General features: G+C 63.2%; 19 protein-coding genes. 15 read left to right on the forward strand and 4 right to left on the reverse strand.

Going from position 1 to position 20395, the window contains the following annotated elements; genetic code table 11:
• Nucleotides 1–217 precede the first annotated feature (217 nt).
• Together selD and mnmH are read left to right on the forward strand one after the other, a co-directional pair.
• Complete coding sequence (gene selD / locus ACWHXP_RS04095) at nt 218–1252, forward strand: selenide, water dikinase SelD (RefSeq protein WP_420105454.1); 1035 nt, start codon at nt 218–220, stop codon at nt 1250–1252.
• Nucleotides 1252–2343, forward strand: a complete 1092-nt coding sequence (gene mnmH / locus ACWHXP_RS04100; protein WP_489634435.1) for a tRNA 2-selenouridine(34) synthase MnmH — start codon at nt 1252–1254, stop codon at nt 2341–2343. Before selD ends, mnmH begins: the two co-directional genes overlap by 1 nt.
• Nucleotides 2344–2349: 6 nt before the next feature.
• On the opposite strand, the gene ACWHXP_RS04105 is transcribed toward mnmH, so the two are convergent.
• Nucleotides 2350–3408 carry a permease gene (locus tag ACWHXP_RS04105; RefSeq protein WP_489634434.1) on the reverse strand — a complete coding sequence of 353 codons (1059 nt, stop codon included), beginning with the start codon at nt 3406–3408 and terminating at the stop codon, nt 2350–2352.
• A gap of 344 nt (nt 3409–3752) precedes the next feature.
• Between ACWHXP_RS04105 and ACWHXP_RS04110 the strand changes: the two genes are divergently transcribed.
• From ACWHXP_RS04110 to ACWHXP_RS04125, 4 genes are all read left to right on the forward strand, one after another.
• Nucleotides 3753–5093 (forward strand): MFS transporter, encoded by a 1341-nt coding sequence (locus tag ACWHXP_RS04110; RefSeq protein WP_489634433.1) that lies wholly within the window; start codon nt 3753–3755, stop codon nt 5091–5093.
• Nucleotides 5094–5169: 76 nt separating this feature from the next.
• Complete coding sequence (gene garD / locus ACWHXP_RS04115; protein ID WP_121042141.1) at nt 5170–6738, forward strand: galactarate dehydratase; 1569 nt, start codon at nt 5170–5172, stop codon at nt 6736–6738.
• Nucleotides 6739–6818: 80 nt separating this feature from the next.
• The gene (locus ACWHXP_RS04120; RefSeq protein WP_489634432.1) at nt 6819–7928 is read left to right on the forward strand and encodes a lactonase family protein; all 1110 of its coding nucleotides are present in this window, start codon (nt 6819–6821) and stop codon (nt 7926–7928) included.
• Between the two features lie 304 nt (nt 7929–8232).
• Nucleotides 8233–10002 (forward strand): methyl-accepting chemotaxis protein, encoded by a 1770-nt coding sequence (locus tag ACWHXP_RS04125; protein WP_489634431.1) that lies wholly within the window; start codon nt 8233–8235, stop codon nt 10000–10002.
• Between the two features lie 157 nt (nt 10003–10159).
• Here ACWHXP_RS04125 and kdgD read toward each other — a convergent pair whose 3' ends face one another.
• Nucleotides 10160–11080 (reverse strand): 5-dehydro-4-deoxyglucarate dehydratase, encoded by a 921-nt coding sequence (gene kdgD, locus ACWHXP_RS04130; protein ID WP_088757000.1) that lies wholly within the window; start codon nt 11078–11080, stop codon nt 10160–10162.
• A 276-nt stretch (nt 11081–11356) separates the two neighbouring features.
• Nucleotides 11357–12124 (reverse strand): FadR/GntR family transcriptional regulator, encoded by a 768-nt coding sequence (locus tag ACWHXP_RS04135; protein WP_121042135.1) that lies wholly within the window; start codon nt 12122–12124, stop codon nt 11357–11359.
• Between the two features lie 338 nt (nt 12125–12462).
• Between ACWHXP_RS04135 and iscR the strand changes: the two genes are divergently transcribed.
• The 9 genes from iscR to iscX all read left to right on the forward strand — a co-directional run bounded on the left by iscR (nt 12463) and on the right by iscX (nt 18977).
• Nucleotides 12463–12957 carry a Fe-S cluster assembly transcriptional regulator IscR gene (gene iscR / locus ACWHXP_RS04140; protein WP_034331344.1) on the forward strand — a complete coding sequence of 165 codons (495 nt, stop codon included), beginning with the start codon at nt 12463–12465 and terminating at the stop codon, nt 12955–12957.
• 17 nt (nt 12958–12974) lie between these two features.
• Complete coding sequence (locus ACWHXP_RS04145; protein WP_034331343.1) at nt 12975–14228, forward strand: IscS subfamily cysteine desulfurase; 1254 nt, start codon at nt 12975–12977, stop codon at nt 14226–14228.
• Between the two features lie 81 nt (nt 14229–14309).
• Nucleotides 14310–14708, forward strand: a complete 399-nt coding sequence (gene iscU, locus ACWHXP_RS04150; RefSeq protein ID WP_489634430.1) for a Fe-S cluster assembly scaffold IscU — start codon at nt 14310–14312, stop codon at nt 14706–14708.
• Between the two features lie 54 nt (nt 14709–14762).
• The gene (iscA, locus tag ACWHXP_RS04155) at nt 14763–15086 is read left to right on the forward strand and encodes an iron-sulfur cluster assembly protein IscA (RefSeq protein WP_006712826.1); all 324 of its coding nucleotides are present in this window, start codon (nt 14763–14765) and stop codon (nt 15084–15086) included.
• A 190-nt stretch (nt 15087–15276) separates the two neighbouring features.
• On the forward strand, nt 15277–15792 hold the full coding sequence (gene hscB / locus ACWHXP_RS04160) for a Fe-S protein assembly co-chaperone HscB (RefSeq protein ID WP_134136110.1): 516 nt from the start codon (nt 15277–15279) through the stop codon (nt 15790–15792).
• A gap of 13 nt (nt 15793–15805) precedes the next feature.
• Entirely contained in the window at nt 15806–16432 is a 627-nt protein-coding gene (locus ACWHXP_RS04165; RefSeq protein WP_489635876.1) for a LysE family translocator, read from the forward strand.
• 45 nt (nt 16433–16477) lie between these two features.
• A complete protein-coding gene (hscA, locus tag ACWHXP_RS04170; RefSeq protein WP_489634429.1) occupies nt 16478–18343 on the forward strand; it encodes a Fe-S protein assembly chaperone HscA in 1866 nt (621 codons plus the stop codon).
• 55 nt (nt 18344–18398) lie between these two features.
• Nucleotides 18399–18737: an ISC system 2Fe-2S type ferredoxin gene (fdx, locus tag ACWHXP_RS04175; protein WP_088756995.1), complete on the forward strand. Its 339-nt coding sequence runs from the start codon at nt 18399–18401 to the stop codon at nt 18735–18737.
• A gap of 45 nt (nt 18738–18782) precedes the next feature.
• Complete coding sequence (gene iscX, locus ACWHXP_RS04180) at nt 18783–18977, forward strand: Fe-S cluster assembly protein IscX (protein WP_034331339.1); 195 nt, start codon at nt 18783–18785, stop codon at nt 18975–18977.
• Between the two features lie 86 nt (nt 18978–19063).
• On the opposite strand, the gene ACWHXP_RS04185 is transcribed toward iscX, so the two are convergent.
• Nucleotides 19064–20383, reverse strand: a complete 1320-nt coding sequence (locus tag ACWHXP_RS04185) for a DUF1501 domain-containing protein (protein WP_489634428.1) — start codon at nt 20381–20383, stop codon at nt 19064–19066.
• Between the last annotated feature and the right edge of the window lie 12 nt (nt 20384–20395).

Consider the following 20395-nt stretch of genomic DNA (forward strand, 5'->3'; position numbering starts at 1 on the left):
TTGTCGAGCTTGCGTCGAGACTCCCGTTCGTCCTGAGTAGCGGCAAAGCCGCGTATCGAAGGTTCTCCATGGTTGCGCCCCTTCGCCAGGCTCTGGGCCGGCTTCGATATGGCCTTGACAGGGCCTGCTCAGGACGAATTGCGGGCTAGTTGCCAAGGAGGAGTTGCAGGCCAAACGCTGCTAGAATCGGCATCCCCCGATCAGCCAGGACTTTCCCATGAGCGACCCCATTCGTCTGACCCAATACAGCCATGGCGCCGGTTGCGGCTGCAAGATTTCGCCGCAGGTGCTGGAAGTCATCCTGGCCGGCAGCGGTGCCCAGCATCTCGATCCCAAACTCTGGGTTGGCAATGCCTCGCGCGATGACGCTGCGGTCTATGCCATCGATGAAGAGCGTGGCGTGGTCTCGACCACCGATTTCTTCATGCCCATCGTCGATGATCCCTTCGACTTCGGCCGCATCGCCGCCACCAATGCCATCAGTGACATCTACGCCATGGGCGGCGATCCGCTCATGGCCATCGCCATCCTCGGCTGGCCGGTCAACGTGCTGCCGCCGGAAGTGGCACGCGAAGTCGTGCGCGGTGGCCGCGCCGCCTGCGACGCGGCCGGCATCCCGCTGGCCGGCGGCCATTCCATCGATGCCCCGGAACCCATCTTCGGCCTGGCCGTGACCGGCGTGGTCGAGAAGCGCCACATGAAGCGCAACGACACCGCCAGTGCCGGCTGCCTGCTCTACCTCACCAAGCCGCTGGGCATCGGCATCCTCACCACCGCAGAAAAGAAGGGCAAGCTGCGCCCTGAAGACGTCGGCACCGCGCGCGACTGGATGTGCCAGCTCAACCAGCCCGGCAGCCGCTTCGGCAAGCTGGCGGGCGTGGCTGCGATGACCGATGTGACCGGCTTTGGCCTGCTGGGCCATCTGGTGGAAATGTGTGAAGGCAGCGGCGTGAGCGCACGCATCCAGCACGCGCTGGTGCCCAGCCTGCCGGGCGTACCTTACTACCTGGCCGAAGGCTGCGTGCCGGGCGGCACTGGACGTAATTTCGAGAGCTACGGCAGCAAGATCAGCCCGCTCAGCGAAGCCCAGAAGAACCTGCTGTGCGATCCCCAGACCAGCGGCGGCCTGCTGGTGGCGGTGCGGCCCGAAGCCAATCCGGAATTCCTGGCCACTGCCGCCGCCCTCGGGCTGGAACTGGCCCCCATCGGCGAACTGGTGGAACGACAGCGTTACGCCGTAGAGGTGCTTTGATGGCCGATCTGCAGCCCAGCCGCGAACTGTTCCTCGCCGATACGCCCATGCTGGATGCCCGGGCACCGGTGGAGTTCGGCAAGGGTGCCTTTCCGACTGCGGTAAATCTGCCGCTGATGAATGACAGCGAGCGTCATCAGGTTGGCCTGCGCTACAAGGAGCAGGGCCAGCAGTCCGCCATCGAACTGGGTCATCAACTGGTCAGCGGAGCGGTGAAGGACGAACGGATTGCGGCCTGGGCGGCGTTCGCAAAAGCGCATCCGGAAGGCTGCCTGTATTGCTTCCGCGGCGGCCTGCGCTCGCAGATTACCCAGCAGTGGTTGAAGAGCGAAGCCGGCATCGCCTATCCGCGCGTGGCCGGCGGCTACAAGGCGCTGCGCCATTTTCTGATGGAAGCCATCGACCAGGCCTTGGCCGAGTGTTCCTTCGTGGTGGTGGGCGGCATGACCGGCTGCGGCAAGACCGACGTGCTGCTGCAGCTCGACAACGCGCTGGACCTGGAGGCTTACGCCAATCATCGTGGCTCCAGTTTCGGCAAGCGCGCCAGCCCGCAGCCTGCGCCCATCGATTTCGAGCACCGTCTGGCCATTGCCTTCATCAAACTGCAAGCGCAGGGCCATCACTGGTTTGCGCTGGAAGACGAAAGCCGGCTGATCGGTGCCTGTGCCTTGCCGCTGGCCTTGCACCAGCGCATGCAGAGCCTGCCCATGGTGTGGCTGGAAGACAGCAGGGAAGGGCGCGTGGAACGTATCCTGCGCGATTACGTCAGTGGCCTGTGCGAGGAATACGTGGCGCTGGATCCGCGCCACGGGTTTGAACGCTATCGCGCGCATCTGCTTGCTGCATTGGGCAAGCTGGTCAAGCGCCTCGGCGACCAGCGCTACCGCCGCCTGCTGCAGATGATGGAAACGGCGCTGGCGCGCCAGGAACAAGACGGCGTGGTCGACCTGCACCGCGCCTGGATCGATGCCTTGCTGGCGGAATACTACGATCCCATCTATGCCTTCCAGCGGGAGTCCAAGCGCTCCCGCCTGCTGTTCGCAGGGCAGCAGACCGAGGTGGTCGGCTTCCTGCGCCAGTATCGGCCCTGAATCAATTTACAGCAGGACCACCGCCACCAGCCCGCTCACCACGCCGATGAGCATGGTCAGCAGGGTGACGGTCGTGAGTACGCGCGGCGTGAAGGATTTGCGCAGCATCAGCAGCGACGGCAGGCTGATGCTGGGCAGGGTCATCAGCAACGCCACGGCCGGCCCCACGCCCATGCCCAGCGAAAGCATGGATTGCACGATGGGGATCTCGGCGGCCGTCGGAATCACGAAGAGCGTGCCCACCACCGCCAGCGCCACGATCCACAGCAGACTGTTGCCCATGCCGGCATCGACCTGCGGGAACAGCCACACCCGGGCCGCACCCAGCGCCAGCACCACCACGATGTAGACCGGTGCCGTGGTCCAGAACAGTTGCCACAGCTTGCTGCCCCAGCGGACCAGGAAATGACGGCCATCGTCCATCGGTTCATATTCTGCGGCGGCCACCGCATCGAGGGCGGCCTGCGGCAGGGTCTCGGTCTGCGCCACACGTTGCGCGATCAGCGACACACCCACTACCAGCAGCACGCCGGCCACCAAACGCAGCGCGGCAAAATGCCAGCCCAGCACGAAGCCCATGAACACCAGCGTGGCCGGATTGAGCACCGGGTTGGCGATCCAGAAGGCCAGCGCGGCCCCGACCGACACCTGCTGGCGGCGCATGCCCGCCACCACCGGTGCGGCGCAGCAGCTGCACATCATGCCGGGCAGGGCGAACAGGCCGCCACGCAGGGTCGAGCCGAGGCCGGCGCGGCCGAACACCCGCAGCAGCCAGTCGCGCGGCACCAGCACCTGCACCAGCGAACCCAGCAGCACACCCAGCACGGCGGCTTTCCAGATGGCCAGGAAGTAGACCGTGGCATATTCCAGCGCAGCCGACCACGGGGCGGCGGGCGCATTGGCCAGGATGGAGGCGCCAATGCTGTGCTTGTCGGCGGCCACGAAGGATTTCAGGTAGTAGGGCGACCACTTCACATAGTAGAGGCCGATGGCCGCCACCAGGATGAACAGCAGCGGCTTGAGCCAGGCAGAAGAGCCGCGCGAGGCGGAGGATGAGAAGGTCATGGGAAGATCTGGTGGTAAAGAATCGTGGGAGAGCAGGAGAGTGCGCGCATGATACCTGCCGCGCGCCACTTCGTCAGTGCGCCAGAAGGACATGTCAGACAACTGCGGCGCCCCCTGTCACCGGCCTGAAGTGCAGATTCCTTCACATTCACCGCTTGCGTCCGTTTCGTGTCCTGTTATACTGCGCTTGCTGTTGTATGACGTCTTATAACAATCACCCCAACACACAACAATACGCCAAGAGACACTTCCGGCAAGTCCCGATGCCAGTCCGCCCGCGTTCCTGCGGCGGCGCTTCGGGGCCGGCCAGGCGGAGCGGATGGCGAGAGACCTGGAGAATCCAATTGGCGCAAAGCAACACCCCCAGCGGGGCAGCGGCCGGCAAGCCGACCCATATCCGCTACCTGATCCTGTTCCTGCTGTTCGTCGTCACCACCGTCAACTACGCTGACCGTGCCACGCTTTCCATTGCCGGTTCGGCCATGAAGACCGAGCTGTCGCTGGACCCGGTCACCATGGGCTACATCTTCTCGGCCTTCAGCTGGGCGTACGTGCTGGCCCAGCTGCCGGGCGGCTGGCTGCTGGACCGCTTCGGTTCCAAGAAGATCTACATGTGGAGCATTGCCCTGTGGTCTTTCTTCACCTTCCTGCAGGCCGGTGTGACGTGGATGAGCACGGGTGCGGCCGTGATCGCGCTGTTCCTGCTGCGCTTCATGGTGGGCCTGGCCGAAGCGCCGTCCTTCCCGGCCAATGGCCGCATCGTCGCGGCCTGGTTCCCGACCAAGGAACGCGGCACCGCCTCGGCCATCTTCAATTCGGCACAGTATTTCGCGGCCGTGATCTTCACGCCGCTGATGGCCTGGATCGTGCACACCTACAGCTGGCATCACGTCTTCACCGTCATGGGCGTGGTCGGCATCCTGCTGGCCATGGTCTGGGGCAAGATCATCTACAGTCCCAAGGACCATCCGCGCATCAACCCGGCTGAACTGCAGCATATCGAATCCGGCGGCGGCCTGGTCGACATGGACAACAAGAAGGTCGCAGCCCCTTCCACCAAGGGTAAAGGCTACATTCGCCAGTTGCTGTCCAACCGCATGCTCCTGGGCGTCTACATCGGCCAGTACTGCATCAACGTGATTACTTACTTCTTCCTGACCTGGTTCCCGGTGTACCTGGTGCAGGAGCGCGGCATGTCCATCCTCAAGGCCGGTTTCGTGGCCTCGATCCCGGCGGTGTGCGGCTTTATCGGCGGCGTGGTCGGCGGCCTGATCTCGGATCGCCTGATCAAGAGCGGCATGTCCGTCACCTGGTCGCGCAAGATCCCCATCGTGGGCGGCATGCTGCTGTCGATGACCATGATCCTGTGCAATTACGTCGATGCACAGTGGATGGTGGTGGGCATCATGGCCCTGGCCTTCTTCGGCAAGGGCGTGGGCGCGCTGGGCTGGGCGGTGGTGGCCGATACCGCGCCCAAGCAGATCGTGGGCCTGTCGGGTGGCCTCTTCAACATGTTCGGCAATGTGGCCGGCATCACGACCCCGATCGTGATCGGCTATATCGTCAAGGAGACCGGTTCCTTCTCCGGTGCGCTGGTCTTCGTGGGCATCAATGCACTGGTGACCGTGATCAGCTATCTTGTCATCGTCAAGGAAATCAAGCGCGTCGAACTCAAGGACGCCTGATCCGTTTTACGGGCGGCCGCTGTTGCAGTGGCCGCCCTTCATTTGAATTGCAGCATTCTGTCGCATGGGACTTAGCATGAGCACCGATACCGCCGCCAGCCAGGCATTCACACCGCGCTACATCATGATGAACGACACCGACAATGTCGCCATCGTCGTCAATGACGGAGGCCTGCCTGCCGGCACCGTCTTCCCCGACGGCCTGACCCTCGTCGACCGCGTGCCCCAGGGCCACAAGATCGCGCTGCGCGATCTCAAGCAGGGCGAGGCCATCGTGCGTTATGACGTGGCCATCGGCTACGCCGTGCGTGACATCCCCAAGGGCAGCTGGATCGAGGAATCGCTGGTGCAGATGCCCCCGGCGCGCGGTCTCGACAACCTGCCCATCGCCACCAAGAAACCGGCCCCGCAGCCGCCGCTGGAAGGCTATACCTTCGAAGGCTACCGCAACGCCGATGGCTCGGTGGGCACCCGCAACCTGCTGGCCATCACCACCACCGTGCAGTGCGTGGCCGGTGTGGTGGAGCATGCGGTCAAGCGCATCCGCGCCGAGCTGCTGCCCAAGTATCCCAATGTGGAAGACGTGGTGGCGCTGGAGCATACCTATGGCTGCGGCGTGGCCATCGATGCGCCCAACGCCGGCATCCCCATCCGTACGCTGCGCAACATCAGCCTGAACCCCAACTTCGGCGGCCAGGCCATGGTGGTGAGCCTGGGCTGCGAAAAGCTGCAGCCCAACCGCCTGCTGCCGGAAAACATGATCCCCATCCACAAGGCCGGCGAGCCCTATGTGGTCTGCCTGCAGGATGCGGAACACGTCGGTTTCAACTCCATGATCGATTCCATCATGAAGATGGCCGAGGCGCGCCTGACCGAACTGGACAAGCGCCGCCGCGAAACCTGCCCGGCCTCGGACCTGGTGGTGGGCGTGCAGTGCGGCGGCAGCGATGCCTTCTCGGGCGTGACGGCCAACCCGGCAGTGGGCTTTGCGACCGACCTGCTGGTGCGCGCAGGCGCCTCGGTGATGTTCTCGGAAGTGACCGAAGTGCGCGACGGCATCGACCAGCTGACCTCGCGCGCGGTCAACGAGGAAGTGGCCCAGGCCATGATCCGCGAGATGGACTGGTACGACAATTACCTCAAGCAGGGCGGTGTCGACCGCAGCGCCAACACCACCCCCGGCAACAAGAAGGGCGGCCTGGCCAACATCGTCGAGAAGGCCATGGGCTCCATCGTCAAGTCCGGCTCCAGCCCGATCTCGGGCGTGCTCTCGCCGGGCGACAAGCTTCAGCAGAAGGGCCTGATCTATGCGGCCACGCCCGCCTCCGACTTCATCTGCGGCACCTTGCAACTGGCGGCCGGCATGAATCTTCATATCTTCACTACTGGCCGGGGTACGCCGTATGGCCTGGCGGCTGTGCCGGTCATCAAGGTCGCGACTCGCAATGACCTGGCGCGGCGCTGGCATGACCTGATGGATGTCAACGCCGGGCGTATCGCCAGCGGCGAAGCCACCATCGAACAGGTCGGCTGGGAGCTGTTCCAGCTGATGCTGGACGTGGCCAGCGGCAAGAAGCGCACCTGGGCCGAACAGTGGAAGCTGCACAATGCACTGACCCTGTTCAATCCGGCACCCGTGACCTGATCCTACCTCGGGGGCCCGCTTGCGGGTCCTTTTTTTTTGTTCCATCGTGATGCCAACAATATGATTCGCCAGGAGACCGCATGAGCAAGACTTTTTCTTCACCTTCTTCCCGCCTCGCCACCTTGATTGCCACTTCCGTCCTCAGCCTGGCCGCCGCGCATGCCGGTGCGGCCACTGTCGCCTACGTCTCCAATGCGGACAGCCAGGACATCTACGTGCTCCGGCTCAATGGCGATGGCAGCGTCAACCTGATCGACAAGGTCGATACCGGCAGCACCGTGATGCCGCTGGCCCTGAGCCCCGATCACAAATTCCTTTACGCCGCGCTGCGCGGCCAGCCGTATTCGGTGGTGAGCTATGCCATCGATCCCGCCAGCGGCAAGCTCAAGGTGCTGTCCAAGGTGCCGCTGGCCGACAACATGGCCAACATCGCCACCGACCGCAGCGGGCGCTACCTGCTGGCTGCGTCCTACTCCGGCAACAGGATCTCGGTCAATGCCATCGGGACGGACGGTACCGTGCAGGCCCCGCCGCTGGCGGTGATCCCGACCGGGAAGAACGCGCATTCCGTGCAGGTTTCTCCTGACAATGCCTTCGTCTTTGCCAGCAACCTGGGCAGCGACGTGATCCTGCAATACCGTTTCGACCCGGCCACCGGCACCGTCACGCCCAACAGTCCGCCGTCGGTCGCCACCAAGGCCGGTGCCGGGCCGCGCCATTTCGTGTTCTCGCCGGACCAGCGCTTCGTCTATTCGACCAATGAGCTGGACGCCACTGTCAACACCTACGCCTACGATCGCCAGTCCGGCACCCTGACCCTGCTGGCCAGCGACTCGGCCTTGCCGGAAGGCTTCAAGACCAGTGAACAGCTGGCGGCCGCCGACCTGCACCTGACGCCGGATGGCCGTTTTCTTTATGCCACCGAGCGCACCTCCAACACGCTCAGCGCTTATCGCGTGGACCCGGCCAGCGGCAAGCTCACCCGCATCCTCAACATTCCCACCGAAACCCAGCCGCGCGGTTTCAACATCGATCCGCAAGGGCGTTACCTGCTGGCCGTCGGCCAGAAGGCCGGGCTGACCAGCTATGCCATCGACCGCGACAGCGGGGCGCTAACGCCGGTCTTCCGCTACACCCTCGGACGCAATCCGAACTGGGTCGAGATCATCGACTTGCCCGGCGTACGCTGATCCCTGAAGGGTTTTGATTCACCCTCAGAAACCTCAATATGTTGTTTTACGGGCTTGCCGAATGTCATTTCGGCAAGCTTTTTCACATCTGTGCCCCGCCATATGAATCAGGCTTGATCCAGGACAGCCAGCCCCGGGTGTTGCCGGTGCACAATGCGAAAACGGACATTTGCTGACTGCCCTAACCGGGAATTGGGGGAGTTTTGGTGGGTTTGCCGCCGATATGAAGCGCGACGCGGTGTTGTATCGTCTGCGCCATGTTGTTCATTTCACTTGTTGTATCAAAATTAAGCGGAGAGAGGGAATGCGAAATCTGACGGTTCGCTTCAGCCTGATGAGCGCGCTTGCGCTGTTTTCATGCATGATCGTAGTGGGTGCTGCAGTGGGCATCTTTGCGCTGGGCCGCGCCAATGAGGCTACGGAGTACGTGCATGAGATTGCCGAGCACGTCATCGTCATCAATGACGCCTACAAGGACACCACCCGTACACGCTCGGCGCTCACGCGCGCCTATGCCAACCAGAAGGAAAAGAACGATCCTGCCGTCACCGAGGCTGCCCTCAAGAGTGCCCAGACGAGCTACGAGCGCGGCCTCAAATTCGTGGACGAGTTCAGCAAGTTGCCCGATCTGGCCGGCGAGGAGCCGGCGGTCAAGAAGGAGCTGATTGAATCGGCGCGTGCCCTGTCCGATTTGTTGGCCAAGGCGTCCAGCCAATTGAAGGCCGGTGACACCGGTGCCTACTCCGACCTGAACGACAAGCAGATCAATCCGGCCGGTGGCCGCTTCTCCAAGGCGCTGGATGCATTCCAGAAACGCGCCATGGAACTCAACGACAATGCGGCCAGCGAGCGCACCCGTGAATACAACATGGTGGTCTGGATGGTGATTGCAGGCCTGATCGGCGCCATGTTCCTGGTCATCGGCGTGCATTTCCTGCTGCGCAACATCGTCTTGACGCCCCTGAACCGCGCCGTGCATCTGCTGGACCTGGTGGCCAATGGCGACCTGACGACCAAGGTTGACGTCCACAGCAACAACGAGATCGGCCGCCTGTTCTCGGCCATCCGCAGCATGCAGCAGGCACTGCTGACCACGGTCTCGCGCGTACGCAGCAGTTCGGACAGCATCGATACCAATGCCAAGGAAATCGCCGCCGGCAACATGGACCTGTCCTCGCGCACCGAGCAGCAGGCCAGCTCGCTGGAAGAAACGGCGGCCTCCATGGAGCAATTGACCGGTACCGTCAAGCAGAATGCCGACAATGCCCTGCAAGCCAACCAGCTGGCGCATTCGGCGTCCTCCACCGCCAGCAAGGGCGGGGAAGTGGTATCGCAGGTGGTCGATACCATGCAGGCCATCAATGAATCCTCGCGCAGGATCGTGGACATCATCAGCGTGATCGACGGCATCGCCTTCCAGACCAACATCCTGGCGCTCAACGCCGCGGTGGAAGCCGCCCGTGCCGGTGAGCAGGGCCGCGGCTTTGCCGTGGTGGCTTCGGAAGTGCGCTCGCTGGCCCAGCGTTCGGCGGCCGCCGCCAAGGAGATCAAGTCGCTCATCGATGCTTCGGTGGAGAAGGTCGAAGCCGGCAGCCAGTTGGTGGAACAGGCCGGTGCCACCATGGGCGAAGTCGTCACCAGCGTACAGCGCGTCACTGACATCGTCGGTGAAATCGCCGAAGCCAGCCGTGAGCAGAGCACCGGCATTGAGCAGGTCAACCGCGCCATTACCCAGATGGATGAAGTGACCCAGCAGAACGCTGCGCTGGTGGAGCAAGCAGCCGCTGCGGCCCAATCGCTGCAGGCACAGGCGACCAATCTGGTCGGCGCGGTCAGCATCTTCAAGATCGATGCGCATCAGGTGGCCAGCCCGGCGGCCAAGCCGCGTCCGGCACCGATGGCACCGCCGCCGGCCCCTGCTGCACCTGCTGCACCTGCCTTGAAGACTGCGCCTGCCGCAGCAGCGGCACCGAAGGCTGCTCCCAAGCTGCCGCCTGCCAAGCCGGCCAAGGCCGCGCCGCCTGCGCCGGGCAGCCGCATCAAGGACGATGCACAGGATTGGGAAGAGTTCTGATTATTGGTGCTTCCCTTCACGAAAACCTCCGTCGCTCAGGCCACGGAGGTTTTTTTTCGGCCAGGGCCTGTACTTTCTTTCATATCGCCCAAAAAGGGAGGGGCCGCAGCTGCCTGCGGCCCCTCCCTCGGGTACTGCCGATCAGATCAGGCAGTCTTTATTGCGGCCCCAGCTTCTTGATCAGCGCAGCCAGTTCTTCGTGCTCTTCCGGCGTGCAGTCGGTCAGGGGCGTACGCACCGGTCCGGCATCGTGGCCGACGATCTTGGCACCGGCCTTGACGATGGAGACGGCATAGCCGGCCTTGCGGTTGCGGATGGCCAGGTAGGGCAGGAAGAAGTCATCGATCAGCTTGCCCACGGTGTCGTGGTCTTCCTTGGCGATGGCTTGATAGAACTCGACGGCGGTCTTGGGGATGAAGTTGAAGACCGCCGAGGAGTACACCGGCACGCCCAGCGCCTTGTAGGCGGCAGCATAGACTTCCGCAGTCGGCAGGCCGCCCAGGTAGGTGAAACGGTCACCCAGCTTGCGGCGGATATGCACCATCGGTTCGATCTCGCCGATGCCGTCCTTGAAACCGATCAGGTTGGGGCAGCGGTCAGCCAGGCGTTGCAGGGTCTCGGCATTGAGCTTGCAGACCGCACGGTTGTAGATGATGACGCCGAAGTTGACCGACTTGCAGACCGCTTCCACGTGGGCGGCGATGCCGTCCTGGCTGGCTTCGGTCAGGTAATGGGGCATCAGCAGGATGCCGTGGGCACCCAGGCGCTCGGCTTCCTGGGCGTAGGCGATGGCCGCGCGGGTGGAGCCGCCGGCGCCTGCGATGATGGGCACCTTGCCGCGGCAGGTGTCGACGGCGGTGCGGATGATGTCCGAATATTCACCCGGGACCAGCGAGAAGAACTCACCCGTGCCACCGGCGGCGAACAGCGCGCTCGCGCCATAGGGCGCCAGCCATTCCAGACGTTCGATGTAGGTCTTGGGGCGGAAGTCGCCTTGCTCGTCGAAGTCCGTCAGCGGGAACGACAGCAGGCCGGAAGAGAGGATCTGTTTGAGGTCTTGGGGTGTGTACTGGGACATGGTTTCGCTCGACGCCGTTAGGAATGGGTTGGAAAACGAGGCAAATAGGATGAATGTTGTCTCTGATCTTCTTGTATCCAATTAGGATATCAGTCATCGTACAACATAAGATTTCAGAAAGCCAGTACTTTGTTGTGATGGTTTGCGCAGGGTGGAGGGCGGGATTCCCGGCCGGCCGGGCCGAGGAGATCGTCGGATGGCGGATGCTTGCTGAAGAGGGGGAGGGAACGGAAGCGGCCGGTCCGTGCAGCACGGGCCGGCCGGACTTGCGCGGGATCAGGCGTTGCCGGCGGTGCCCGATTCAGCTTCCTGCTGCGCGCGGCGCAGGCGCTCGCGGCTGTTGGTGAGGTGATTGCGCATGGCGGCGCGGGCGGCTTCAGCATCGCCGCGGGCGATCGCCTCATAGATGTCTTCGTGCTCGCGCTGTACCCGCTCCAGGTAGCTGGCCTGCTGGTCATGCGCCAGCTCGGCGGTATTGATGCGCTTGCGCGGGATCACACCCATGCCGAGATGGCTGATGATCTCGATGAAATAGCGGTTGCCGGTGGCGTTGGCGATGGCGAAGTGGAAACGGAAGTCCGGGCCCACGGTGTCGCCGCCGCTTTTCTGGTTGGCGTGGAACAGGTCCAGCGCCTCGCGGATTTCCTGCAGCTGGGCATCGCTGCGGCGCGATGCGGCCAGGCCGGCGGTTTCGGTCTCCAGGCTGATGCGCAGCTCCAGCAGCGCCAGCAGGTCGCGCATGGTGGTGATGGTGGCCGGGTCGATGTTGATGTTGGAACCCTTCTTGACCTCCAGCACGAAGGTGCCGATGCCGTGCCGCGTCTCCACCAGTCCGGCCGCCTGCAGGCGCGAGATGGCTTCACGCACCACGGTGCGCGAGACGCCCTGGGTCTGCATGATCTCGGATTCGGTGGGCAGCTTGTCGCCCGGCTTGAGGCTGCCGTTGGAGATCATTGCGGTCAGCGCCGCCACCACTTCCTGCGACAGGCTCTGGGGCTTGCGGCGCGGGCGCAGCAGCGGGTTGGGGGTATCGCTTACATCCATATCGTTTTATTTCTCGGGAGCGCTGGCAGACCGGATTGTGAATGGTTGTAATCGGTCCGCATCAGGCGGGGTGAACATAGTCGCGCCATCTTACCAGATCGATAAGCCGCCACGACGCCAGGACCAGCCGTAGCCGTGAGAGTAGCGCACTTTGCGCAAGAGGTCAGACAAGTTTCAGGTGAATTTGTCGACGGCTTGCGCCAGGCCGGGTTTTGGCCGATATGAAGGAAAAGGCAGGGTACCTGACAGAATTACTCGGGTTTGCTATACTTGACTCAAATATTCGGGAATTCAGGGTAACCGGCCCCGCCGGTGCATTTGTTTCTGGAGCGAACTTCATGCGTCTTACCACCAAAGGCCGTTTTGCCGTGACTGCGATGATTGACCTGGCTTTGCGCCAGGGCAAGGGCCCCGTCACGCTGTCGGCCATCAGCGAGCGCCAGGAAATTTCTTTATCATATCTGGAGCAGTTGTTCGGCAAGTTGCGGCGTCACCAGATCGTCGAGTCCGTGAGGGGGCCCGGCGGTGGTTACAATCTCGCCCGCAAGGCGGCTGACGTGTCGGTCGCCGACATCATCATCGCGGTGGACGAACCCCTGGATGCAACCCAGTGCGGTGGCAAGGAAAATTGCCACAGCGCGGCGCATCCGGGCGGCGCACGCTGTATGACGCATGAGCTGTGGTCCACCCTGAACGAGAAGATGGTCGAGTACCTGGATTCGGTATCCCTCCAGGACCTGGTGGACCAGCAAAAAGAACCCAAGGCGGCCGAACACCGTGCCGCCGACTCGCAGAGCGTGGTGGTGATGCACCGCCCGCAAGCCGCAGCCTGATTTGGAGCAAGGACCTTATGAACGCACCCCTGGAAAAAAGCCTGCTGGAGACCATCAAGGCTCCGCACTTCCCGATCTACATGGACTACTCGGCGACCACCCCGGTCGATCCGCGCGTGGCCGACAAGATGATTCCCTACCTGCGCGAGCAGTTCGGCAACCCCGCTTCGCGCAGCCACATGTACGGCTGGACTGCTGAAAAGGCCGTGGAAGAGGCGCGTGAAGAAGTGGCCAAGCTGGTCAATGCGGATTCGCGCGAGATCATCTGGACCTCCGGTGCCACCGAGAGCAACAACCTGGCCATCAAGGGCGCGGCGCAGTTCTACAAGTCCAAGGGCAAGCACATCATCACCGTCAAGACCGAGCACAAGGCGGTGCTGGATACCTTCCGCGAGCTGGAGCGCGTGGGCTTCGAAGCCACCTACCTGCAGCCCCAGGACAATGGCCTGGTCACGGTCGAGCAGATCGCTGCCGCCGTGCGTCCGGATACCATCCTGGTGTCGGTCATGCTGGTGAACAATGAAATCGGCGTGATCCAGCCGGTGCCGGAAATCGGCGAGTTCTGCCGCTCCAAGGGCATCATCTTCCACAGCGACGCCGCCCAGGCGACCGGCAAGGTCAAGATCGACCTGGAAAACTGGAAGGTCGACCTGATGAGCTTCTCGGCTCACAAGAGCTACGGCCCCAAGGGTATCGGTGCGCTGTATGTGCGCCGCAAGCCGCGCGTGCGCATCGAAGCACAGATGCACGGCGGTGGCCACGAGCGCGGCCTGCGTTCGGGCACCCTGGCTACCCACCAGATCGTGGGCATGGGTGAAGCCTTCCGCCTGGCGCGTGAAGAAATGGACAGCGAGCTGTCCCGCATCCGCGCGCTGCGCGATCGCCTGGCCAAGGGCCTGCAAGAGATCGAAGAGACCTACATCAACGGCGACATGGATCATCGCGTGCCGCACAACCTGAACGTGAGCTTCAACTACGTGGAAGGTGAATCGCTGATCATGGCCATCAAGGACATCGCCGTTTCGTCCGGTTCGGCCTGCACCTCGGCCAGCCTGGAGCCGTCCTACGTGCTGCGCGCCCTGGGCCGCAGCGACGAACTGGCGCACAGCTCGATCCGCTTCACCATCGGCCGCTTCACCACCGAGGAAGATATCGATTTCACCATCGAGCTGATCAAGAGCAAGGTCGGCAAGCTGCGCGAGCTGTCCCCGCTGTGGGACATGTACAAGGACGGCGTGGACCTGTCCACCATCCAGTGGGCGGCCCACTAAACCAGGATTCTGCCAGCCATCGCCAGCAGCCGCAGCAGGGCAGGGGCGATGGCCGAAACCATCATCTAGGGAGCAAAGAACATGTCTTATTCCGAAAAAGTACTCGACCACTATGAAAACCCCCGCAACGTCGGCGTCTTCGAAAAGGGCGACGACACCGTGGGCACCGGCATGGTCGGCGCGCCGGCCTGCGGCGACGTGATGAAGCTGCAGATCAAGGTGGGCGCGGATGGCGTCATCCAGGATGCCAAGTTCAAGACCTACGGCTGCGGTTCGGCCATCGCTTCGTCGTCGCTGGTGACCGAATGGGTCAAGGGCAAGACTCTGGACGAAGCCCTGTCCATCAAGAACACCCAGATCGCTGAAGAACTGGCCCTGCCGCCGGTGAAGATCCACTGCTCGATCCTGGCCGAAGACGCCATCAAGGCTGCCGTGCAGGACTACAAGGCCAAGCACGGCGAACAGCAGCAAGCCGCCTGAGCGGCTTGACGGGCAGGACAGCAAGGCCGTTTTCGATTTCGTAAGGCAAGCATCATGGCAATCACGTTGACAGAGAAGGCAGCAAAACACATCAGCCGCTACATGGAGCGCCGTGGTAAGGGCATCGGCCTGCGCCTGGGTGTGCGCACCACCGGCTGCTCCGGCCTGGCCTACAAGCTGGAGTATGTGGATGAACAATCGTCCGAAGACACCGTCTTCGAGTCGCATGGCGTGCGCGTCTTCGTCGATCCCAAGAGCTTGCCCTACATCGATGGTACCGAGCTGGACTTCGCCCGGGAGGGACTGAACGAAGGATTCAAGTTCCAGAATCCGAACGTCAAGGATGAATGTGGCTGCGGCGAAAGCTTCCGCATCTGACCTGCATTTTCAGTTTCTTGTCGATGCCGTCGTACCGGCTTTGTGGTGCAGGCGGCCCCAGTGCTTAGCCGGACCGTGATAGCCCTGTGACAGCCTCGTGATTGCTCCCTGCGGGGCCGACCTGGTCACCGTCCGCCGTCCCTGATGTGCCAAGCCTGTTGCAGTCCGACAGGCTTTTTATTTTTCAGTCATGCAAAACCACTTCGATCTGTTCCAGCTGCCGCAACGTTTCGCCATCGACCAGAAGGCGCTGGAGCAGGCTTTCCACAGCGTGCAGGGCCAGGCGCATCCTGACAAGTTCGCACACGCCAGCGATGCCGAAAAGCGCGTGGCCATGCAGTGGGCCACACGTGCCAACGAGGCTTACCAGACGCTGAAGAACCCGTTGAAGCGCGCCCGCTACCTGTGCGAACTGCACGGCGTAGACCTGCAGACCGAATCCAACACCGCCATGGCCCCCGCTTTCCTGATGCAGCAGATGGAATGGCGCGAGACGCTCGACGACGCCAAGGCCGGCAAGGACATCGATGCCCTGGAACAGCTCAACACCGAACTGCTGACCGAGAAGAAAGCCGAGATCGCGCGCATCGAAGCGCTGCTGGATGCGGGTGACTACGCCGGTGCCGGCAAGCTGGTGCGCCAACTGATGTTCCTCGACAAGTTCGGGGCCGAGATCGGCGATGCCTTCGCCCTGATCGAAGGCTGACCGGAGACGCATGATGCCCGATCTGTTCCTGTTCCTGCTGGCCGCGATGACGCTGACCCTGGCACCGGGTCCGGACAACATCTACGTGCTCACGCGCGGCATCGCCCAAGGGCGCAAGGCCGGGCTGGTGGCTGCTGCCGGGTTCTGTTCGGGCCTCATCTTCCATACCCTGCTGGCCGTGCTGGGCTTTGCCGCCCTCATCAAGGCCTACCCGCCGGCCTACCACGCGCTGCAATATGCGGGTGCGGCCTATCTAACTTATCTCGGCGTGCGCACGTTGCGCTCGGCTTCCAGCGGCATCGCGCTGTCGGCAGACGGGCAGGGCGCTGCGGCGGTCCCGCTGCGCCGCATCTATTGGCAGAGCGTGCTGGCCAATATGCTCAACCCGAAGGTGACGCTGTTCTTCATCGCTTTCCTGCCGCAGTTCGTGCAGCGCGAGGCTGGCCATGAAGCCCTGCAGATGCTGATATTGGCGCTGGTGTTCATTGTTCAGGCCTTCGTCATCTTCAGCGCCATCGCGCTCTTTTCCGGTGCCGTCGGTGCGGTCTTCCGCCGTCGCGCTTCCGCTTCCGTTCATCTGAATCGCCTGGCAGGCTGTGCCTTCATCGGCCTGGGCATCCGGATGGCCTTACCCGAATAACGGCGAGTCACTTCGCCCCAACGCTCCACGACGAGTCCACACCTTATGGCTTTACTGCAGATTTCCGAACCGGGCATGTCCACCGCGCCACACCAGCGTCGTCTGGCCGTCGGCATCGACCTGGGCACCACCAATTCGCTGGTGGCGACCGTACGCAACAGCATTCCCGAAGTCCTGGCCGATGATGACGGCCGCGTGCTGCTGCCCTCGATCGTGCGCTACCTGCCCAACGGCCATGCCAACATCGGCTACAAGGCCCAGGCCGCGCAGACCATTGATCCGCGCAATACCATCGTCTCGGTCAAGCGCTTCATGGGCCGTGGCCTCAAGGACATCGCCCACGCCGAGAACATGCCCTATGACTTCCAGGACCAGCCCGGCATGGTGCAGATCAAGACCGTGGCCGGCGTGAAGAGCCCGGTGGAAGTCTCGGCCCAGATCCTGGCCACACTGCGCCAGACCGCTGAAGATGCCCTGGGCGACGACCTGGTGGGTGCCGTCATCACCGTGCCCGCCTACTTCGACGATGCCCAGCGCCAGGCCACCAAGGACGCGGCGCAACTGGCCGGTCTCAATGTCCTGCGCCTGCTCAATGAACCGACGGCGGCCGCGATCGCCTACGGCCTGGACAATGCCTCCGAAGGGATCTTCGCGGTCTATGACCTGGGTGGCGGTACCTTCGATATTTCCATCCTCAAGCTCACGCGCGGCGTCTTCGAAGTGCTGGCGACAGGCGGCGATTCGGCCTTGGGCGGGGATGATTTCGATCATCGCCTGTTCTGCTGGATCAGCCACGAGGCGCAACTGCAGCCGCTGTCGGATGAAGACACGCGCCTCCTGATGGTCAAGGCGCGCGAAGTCAAGGAGCTGCTCTCCACCAAGGATGAAGTGCAGATCGATGCCGTGCTCAAGTCCGGCGAAGAAGTGCACCTGTCGATTACCGCCGCACAATTCAACGAGATCACCCAGCACCTGGTCGCCAAGACCATGGCCCCGGTCCGCAAGGCCCTGCGCGATGCCAGCCTGACGGTGGAAGACGTGGATGGCGTGGTGCTGGTCGGCGGTGCTACCCGCATGCCGCACATCCGCCGCGCGGTGGGCGAGTTCTTCAAGACCAATCCGCTGTCCAACATCGACCCCGACAAGGTGGTGGCGCTGGGTGCGGCCGTGCAGGCCAATCTGCTGGCCGGCAACCGTGCGCCGGGTGACGACTGGCTGCTGCTGGACGTGATCCCGCTGTCGCTGGGCATCGAGACCATGGGTGGCCTGGCCGAGAAGGTCATCCCGCGCAATTCCACCATCCCCTGTGCCCGCGCCCAGGAATTCACCACCTTCAAGGATGGCCAGACCGCCATGGCGATCCACGTGGTGCAGGGCGAGCGCGAGCTGGTGGCCGACTGCCGTTCACTGGCCCGCTTCGAGCTGCGCGGCATTCCGCCGATGGCCGCCGGTGCGGCGCGCATCCGCGTGACCTACCAGGTCGATGCCGATGGCTTGCTGGCGGTGTCGGCGCGCGAGATGACTTCGGGGGTGGAAGCCTCCATCACCGTCAAGCCTTCGTATGGCCTGGGTGACGATGAAATCGCCCGCATGCTGCAGGAATCCTTCAGCTCGGCCGATGAAGACATGCAACGCCGCGCCCTGCGCGAAGAACAGGTCGAAGCCGAGCGCATCGTCCTGGCCACCCGCTCGGCCCTGCAGGCCGATGCCGCGCTGCTGTCGGAAGCCGAGCGCGTGGCCATCGAAGCGCAGATCGACGCCGTGACGGCCGCCGCGCAAGGTGCGGATCACCTCGCCATCAAGGCGGCGGTGGATGCGCTGGCGCATTGCACTGAAGAATTCGCCGCACGGCGCATGGACCGCAGCGTGCACGCCGCGCTGGCCGGCAAGAAACTGGACGAAGTCGCGTAAGCGATTGCGCCCCCCCGAATACTGTAGACACGATAGACAAGACACGAGAGCCACCATGCCCCAGATCGTCATCCTCCCCCATCCGGTCCTTTGCCCTGAAGGCTCGGTGATCGATGCCCCCGCCGGCAAGACCCTGTGCGATGCACTGCTGGACAGCGACATCGACATCGAGCACGCCTGCGAAAAGTCCTGCGCCTGTACCACCTGCCACGTGGTCATCCGCGAAGGTTTCGAGACCCTCGGTGATCCGACCGACAAGGAAGAAGACCTGCTGGACATGGCCTGGGGCCTGGAAGCGACGTCCCGCCTGTCTTGCCAGGTGGTGCTGGGCGAAGACGACCTGACCGTCGAAATCCCCAAGTACACCATCAACCACGCTTCGGAGAATCACTGATCTTCCGAGGTTTTCGTTCGGTGCCATGGCACCGGGGAGACTGACATGAAATGGACTGATACCCAGCAGATCGCCGAGGAACTCTACGACAAGTTTCCCGAGGTCGATCCCAAGACCATCCGCTTTACCGACCTGCATCGTTGGGTGATGGAGCTGGAGGGGTTTGAGGATGATCCCAATCGCTCTGGCGAGCGCATTCTGGAAGCCATTCAGGCGGCGTGGATTGCCGAGGCTGAATGACTCGGACAGCTGCTGTAAAAGCGAAAAACCGCATCGATTCGATGCGGTTTTTTCACGTTTGACGTATCTGCGATCTCTGCAAAATATCAGATGAAGAGATCAGGAATCCCTCTTGCCCCCGTAGCGTATTGTGGAAAAATTTTCTCCAATGCCTGATCCGGGATGCGCATATGCCGCTCTGACAGCGCACACAAGACCGCGCGAAAATCGGTCGTGATCGCCAGATCGCGCCCTTCGTTCAAGGCCGTCTGATTCAGCCCCGGCCACTGACCATAAATCTTGCCGCCGCGCAGATTGCCCCCCATCAGCCACATCGCATTGCCGTGGCCATGATCGGTCCCGCCGTTGCCGTTCTCCTTGAAGGTGCGGCCGAATTCGGACATCACCACGATCACCGTGTCATTGAAGGCTGGCCCCAGTTCACGCGCCAGCGTGGCCAGGCCCGTGGCCAGCGGCGACAGACGTCCAGCCAGTTGGCCGGTCCCGTTGCCTTGTCCGATGTGCGTATCCCAGCCCCCCACGGCCAGGAAGGCCAGGCGGATGCGCGGATCATGCCGCATCAGCCGGCCCAAGCGTGCCGTATCCATGGAGAGGCCATTGGGCAGCGGCGCGCCGTTGTTGGCCATCTGCTGCTCCTGGCTGTTGATCTCGGCCATGAGCTGCTTGCGCGCGGCCATGCCATCGCGATAGGCCTTGCCCAGCGCATCATCACCGCCATACAGCGGATCGAAGACCTGGCTCCAGCGCGGCTGGTCAATCATGCTCGGACGCGTGGCATCGCGCCCGGTCTGCAGATTGGCCGCCACGTTGTGGCCGCTCAGGATGCGCGGCGTGGCGCTGCCGACGTTGAAGGCCTGCAGTGGCGACTCGGCCGGCGGCAGGTAATCCATCACCCGGTTGAGCCAGCCATCGCGCGTGCTGTGCTGGCCGGGTGTGCCGGTTTCCATATAGTCCTGCGCTTCGAAGTGCGAGCGCGAGCCATCGGGCGAACCCGATGCATGCACGAAGGCCAGCTGCCCGCTTTCCCAGTACGGCATCAGCGGCTGCAGCGCCGGATGCAAACCGAAGTAACCGGTCAGGTCCAGCGCGCCGTTGGCCTGGCCGGGACGTGCCACCGCAATGGTCGGACGCGCCTGGTAGTACAGCGGATCGCCATGCGGCACCACCACGTTGAGGCCATCGACGGCCCCGCGCAGGAACACCACCACCATGCGCGGCGCACCGTCACCCTGGGCATGCGCGCGCGGGGCAGGGGAGCCGTAGGCCACCTTCCCGGGTGTGTGGTTGCTGCGGCTGATGGTCTGGTCACCGGTCGGCACGACAGCACAGCCGGACAAGCCGATCGGCACCAGGATGGCGCCGCTGCCGGCAGCGCCCAGATAACGGAGAAAATGGCGGCGGTTCATGCTGGCCTCCAG

The organism is Herbaspirillum sp. Her2 (assembly GCF_057961375.1).

What these genes read in the sequence shown, in the direction of transcription:
- selD (WP_420105454.1), top strand. Translation starts at nt 218, where the DNA reads ATGAGCGACCCCATTCGTCTGACCCAATACAGCCATGGCGCCGGTTGC.
- mnmH (WP_489634435.1), top strand. Translation starts at nt 1,252, where the DNA reads ATGGCCGATCTGCAGCCCAGCCGCGAACTGTTCCTCGCCGATACGCCC.
- ACWHXP_RS04105 (WP_489634434.1), bottom strand. Translation starts at nt 3,408, where the DNA reads ATGACCTTCTCATCCTCCGCCTCGCGCGGCTCTTCTGCCTGGCTCAAG.
- garD (WP_121042141.1), top strand. Translation starts at nt 5,170, where the DNA reads ATGAGCACCGATACCGCCGCCAGCCAGGCATTCACACCGCGCTACATC.
- ACWHXP_RS04120 (WP_489634432.1), top strand. Translation starts at nt 6,819, where the DNA reads ATGAGCAAGACTTTTTCTTCACCTTCTTCCCGCCTCGCCACCTTGATT.
- ACWHXP_RS04125 (WP_489634431.1), top strand. Translation starts at nt 8,233, where the DNA reads ATGCGAAATCTGACGGTTCGCTTCAGCCTGATGAGCGCGCTTGCGCTG.
- kdgD (WP_088757000.1), bottom strand. Translation starts at nt 11,080, where the DNA reads ATGTCCCAGTACACACCCCAAGACCTCAAACAGATCCTCTCTTCCGGC.
- ACWHXP_RS04135 (WP_121042135.1), bottom strand. Translation starts at nt 12,124, where the DNA reads ATGGATGTAAGCGATACCCCCAACCCGCTGCTGCGCCCGCGCCGCAAG.
- iscR (WP_034331344.1), top strand. Translation starts at nt 12,463, where the DNA reads ATGCGTCTTACCACCAAAGGCCGTTTTGCCGTGACTGCGATGATTGAC.
- ACWHXP_RS04145 (WP_034331343.1), top strand. Translation starts at nt 12,975, where the DNA reads ATGAACGCACCCCTGGAAAAAAGCCTGCTGGAGACCATCAAGGCTCCG.
- iscU (WP_489634430.1), top strand. Translation starts at nt 14,310, where the DNA reads ATGTCTTATTCCGAAAAAGTACTCGACCACTATGAAAACCCCCGCAAC.
- iscA (WP_006712826.1), top strand. Translation starts at nt 14,763, where the DNA reads ATGGCAATCACGTTGACAGAGAAGGCAGCAAAACACATCAGCCGCTAC.
- hscB (WP_134136110.1), top strand. Translation starts at nt 15,277, where the DNA reads ATGCAAAACCACTTCGATCTGTTCCAGCTGCCGCAACGTTTCGCCATC.
- ACWHXP_RS04165 (WP_489635876.1), top strand. Translation starts at nt 15,806, where the DNA reads ATGCCCGATCTGTTCCTGTTCCTGCTGGCCGCGATGACGCTGACCCTG.
- hscA (WP_489634429.1), top strand. Translation starts at nt 16,478, where the DNA reads ATGGCTTTACTGCAGATTTCCGAACCGGGCATGTCCACCGCGCCACAC.
- fdx (WP_088756995.1), top strand. Translation starts at nt 18,399, where the DNA reads ATGCCCCAGATCGTCATCCTCCCCCATCCGGTCCTTTGCCCTGAAGGC.
- iscX (WP_034331339.1), top strand. Translation starts at nt 18,783, where the DNA reads ATGAAATGGACTGATACCCAGCAGATCGCCGAGGAACTCTACGACAAG.
- ACWHXP_RS04185 (WP_489634428.1), bottom strand. Translation starts at nt 20,383, where the DNA reads ATGAACCGCCGCCATTTTCTCCGTTATCTGGGCGCTGCCGGCAGCGGC.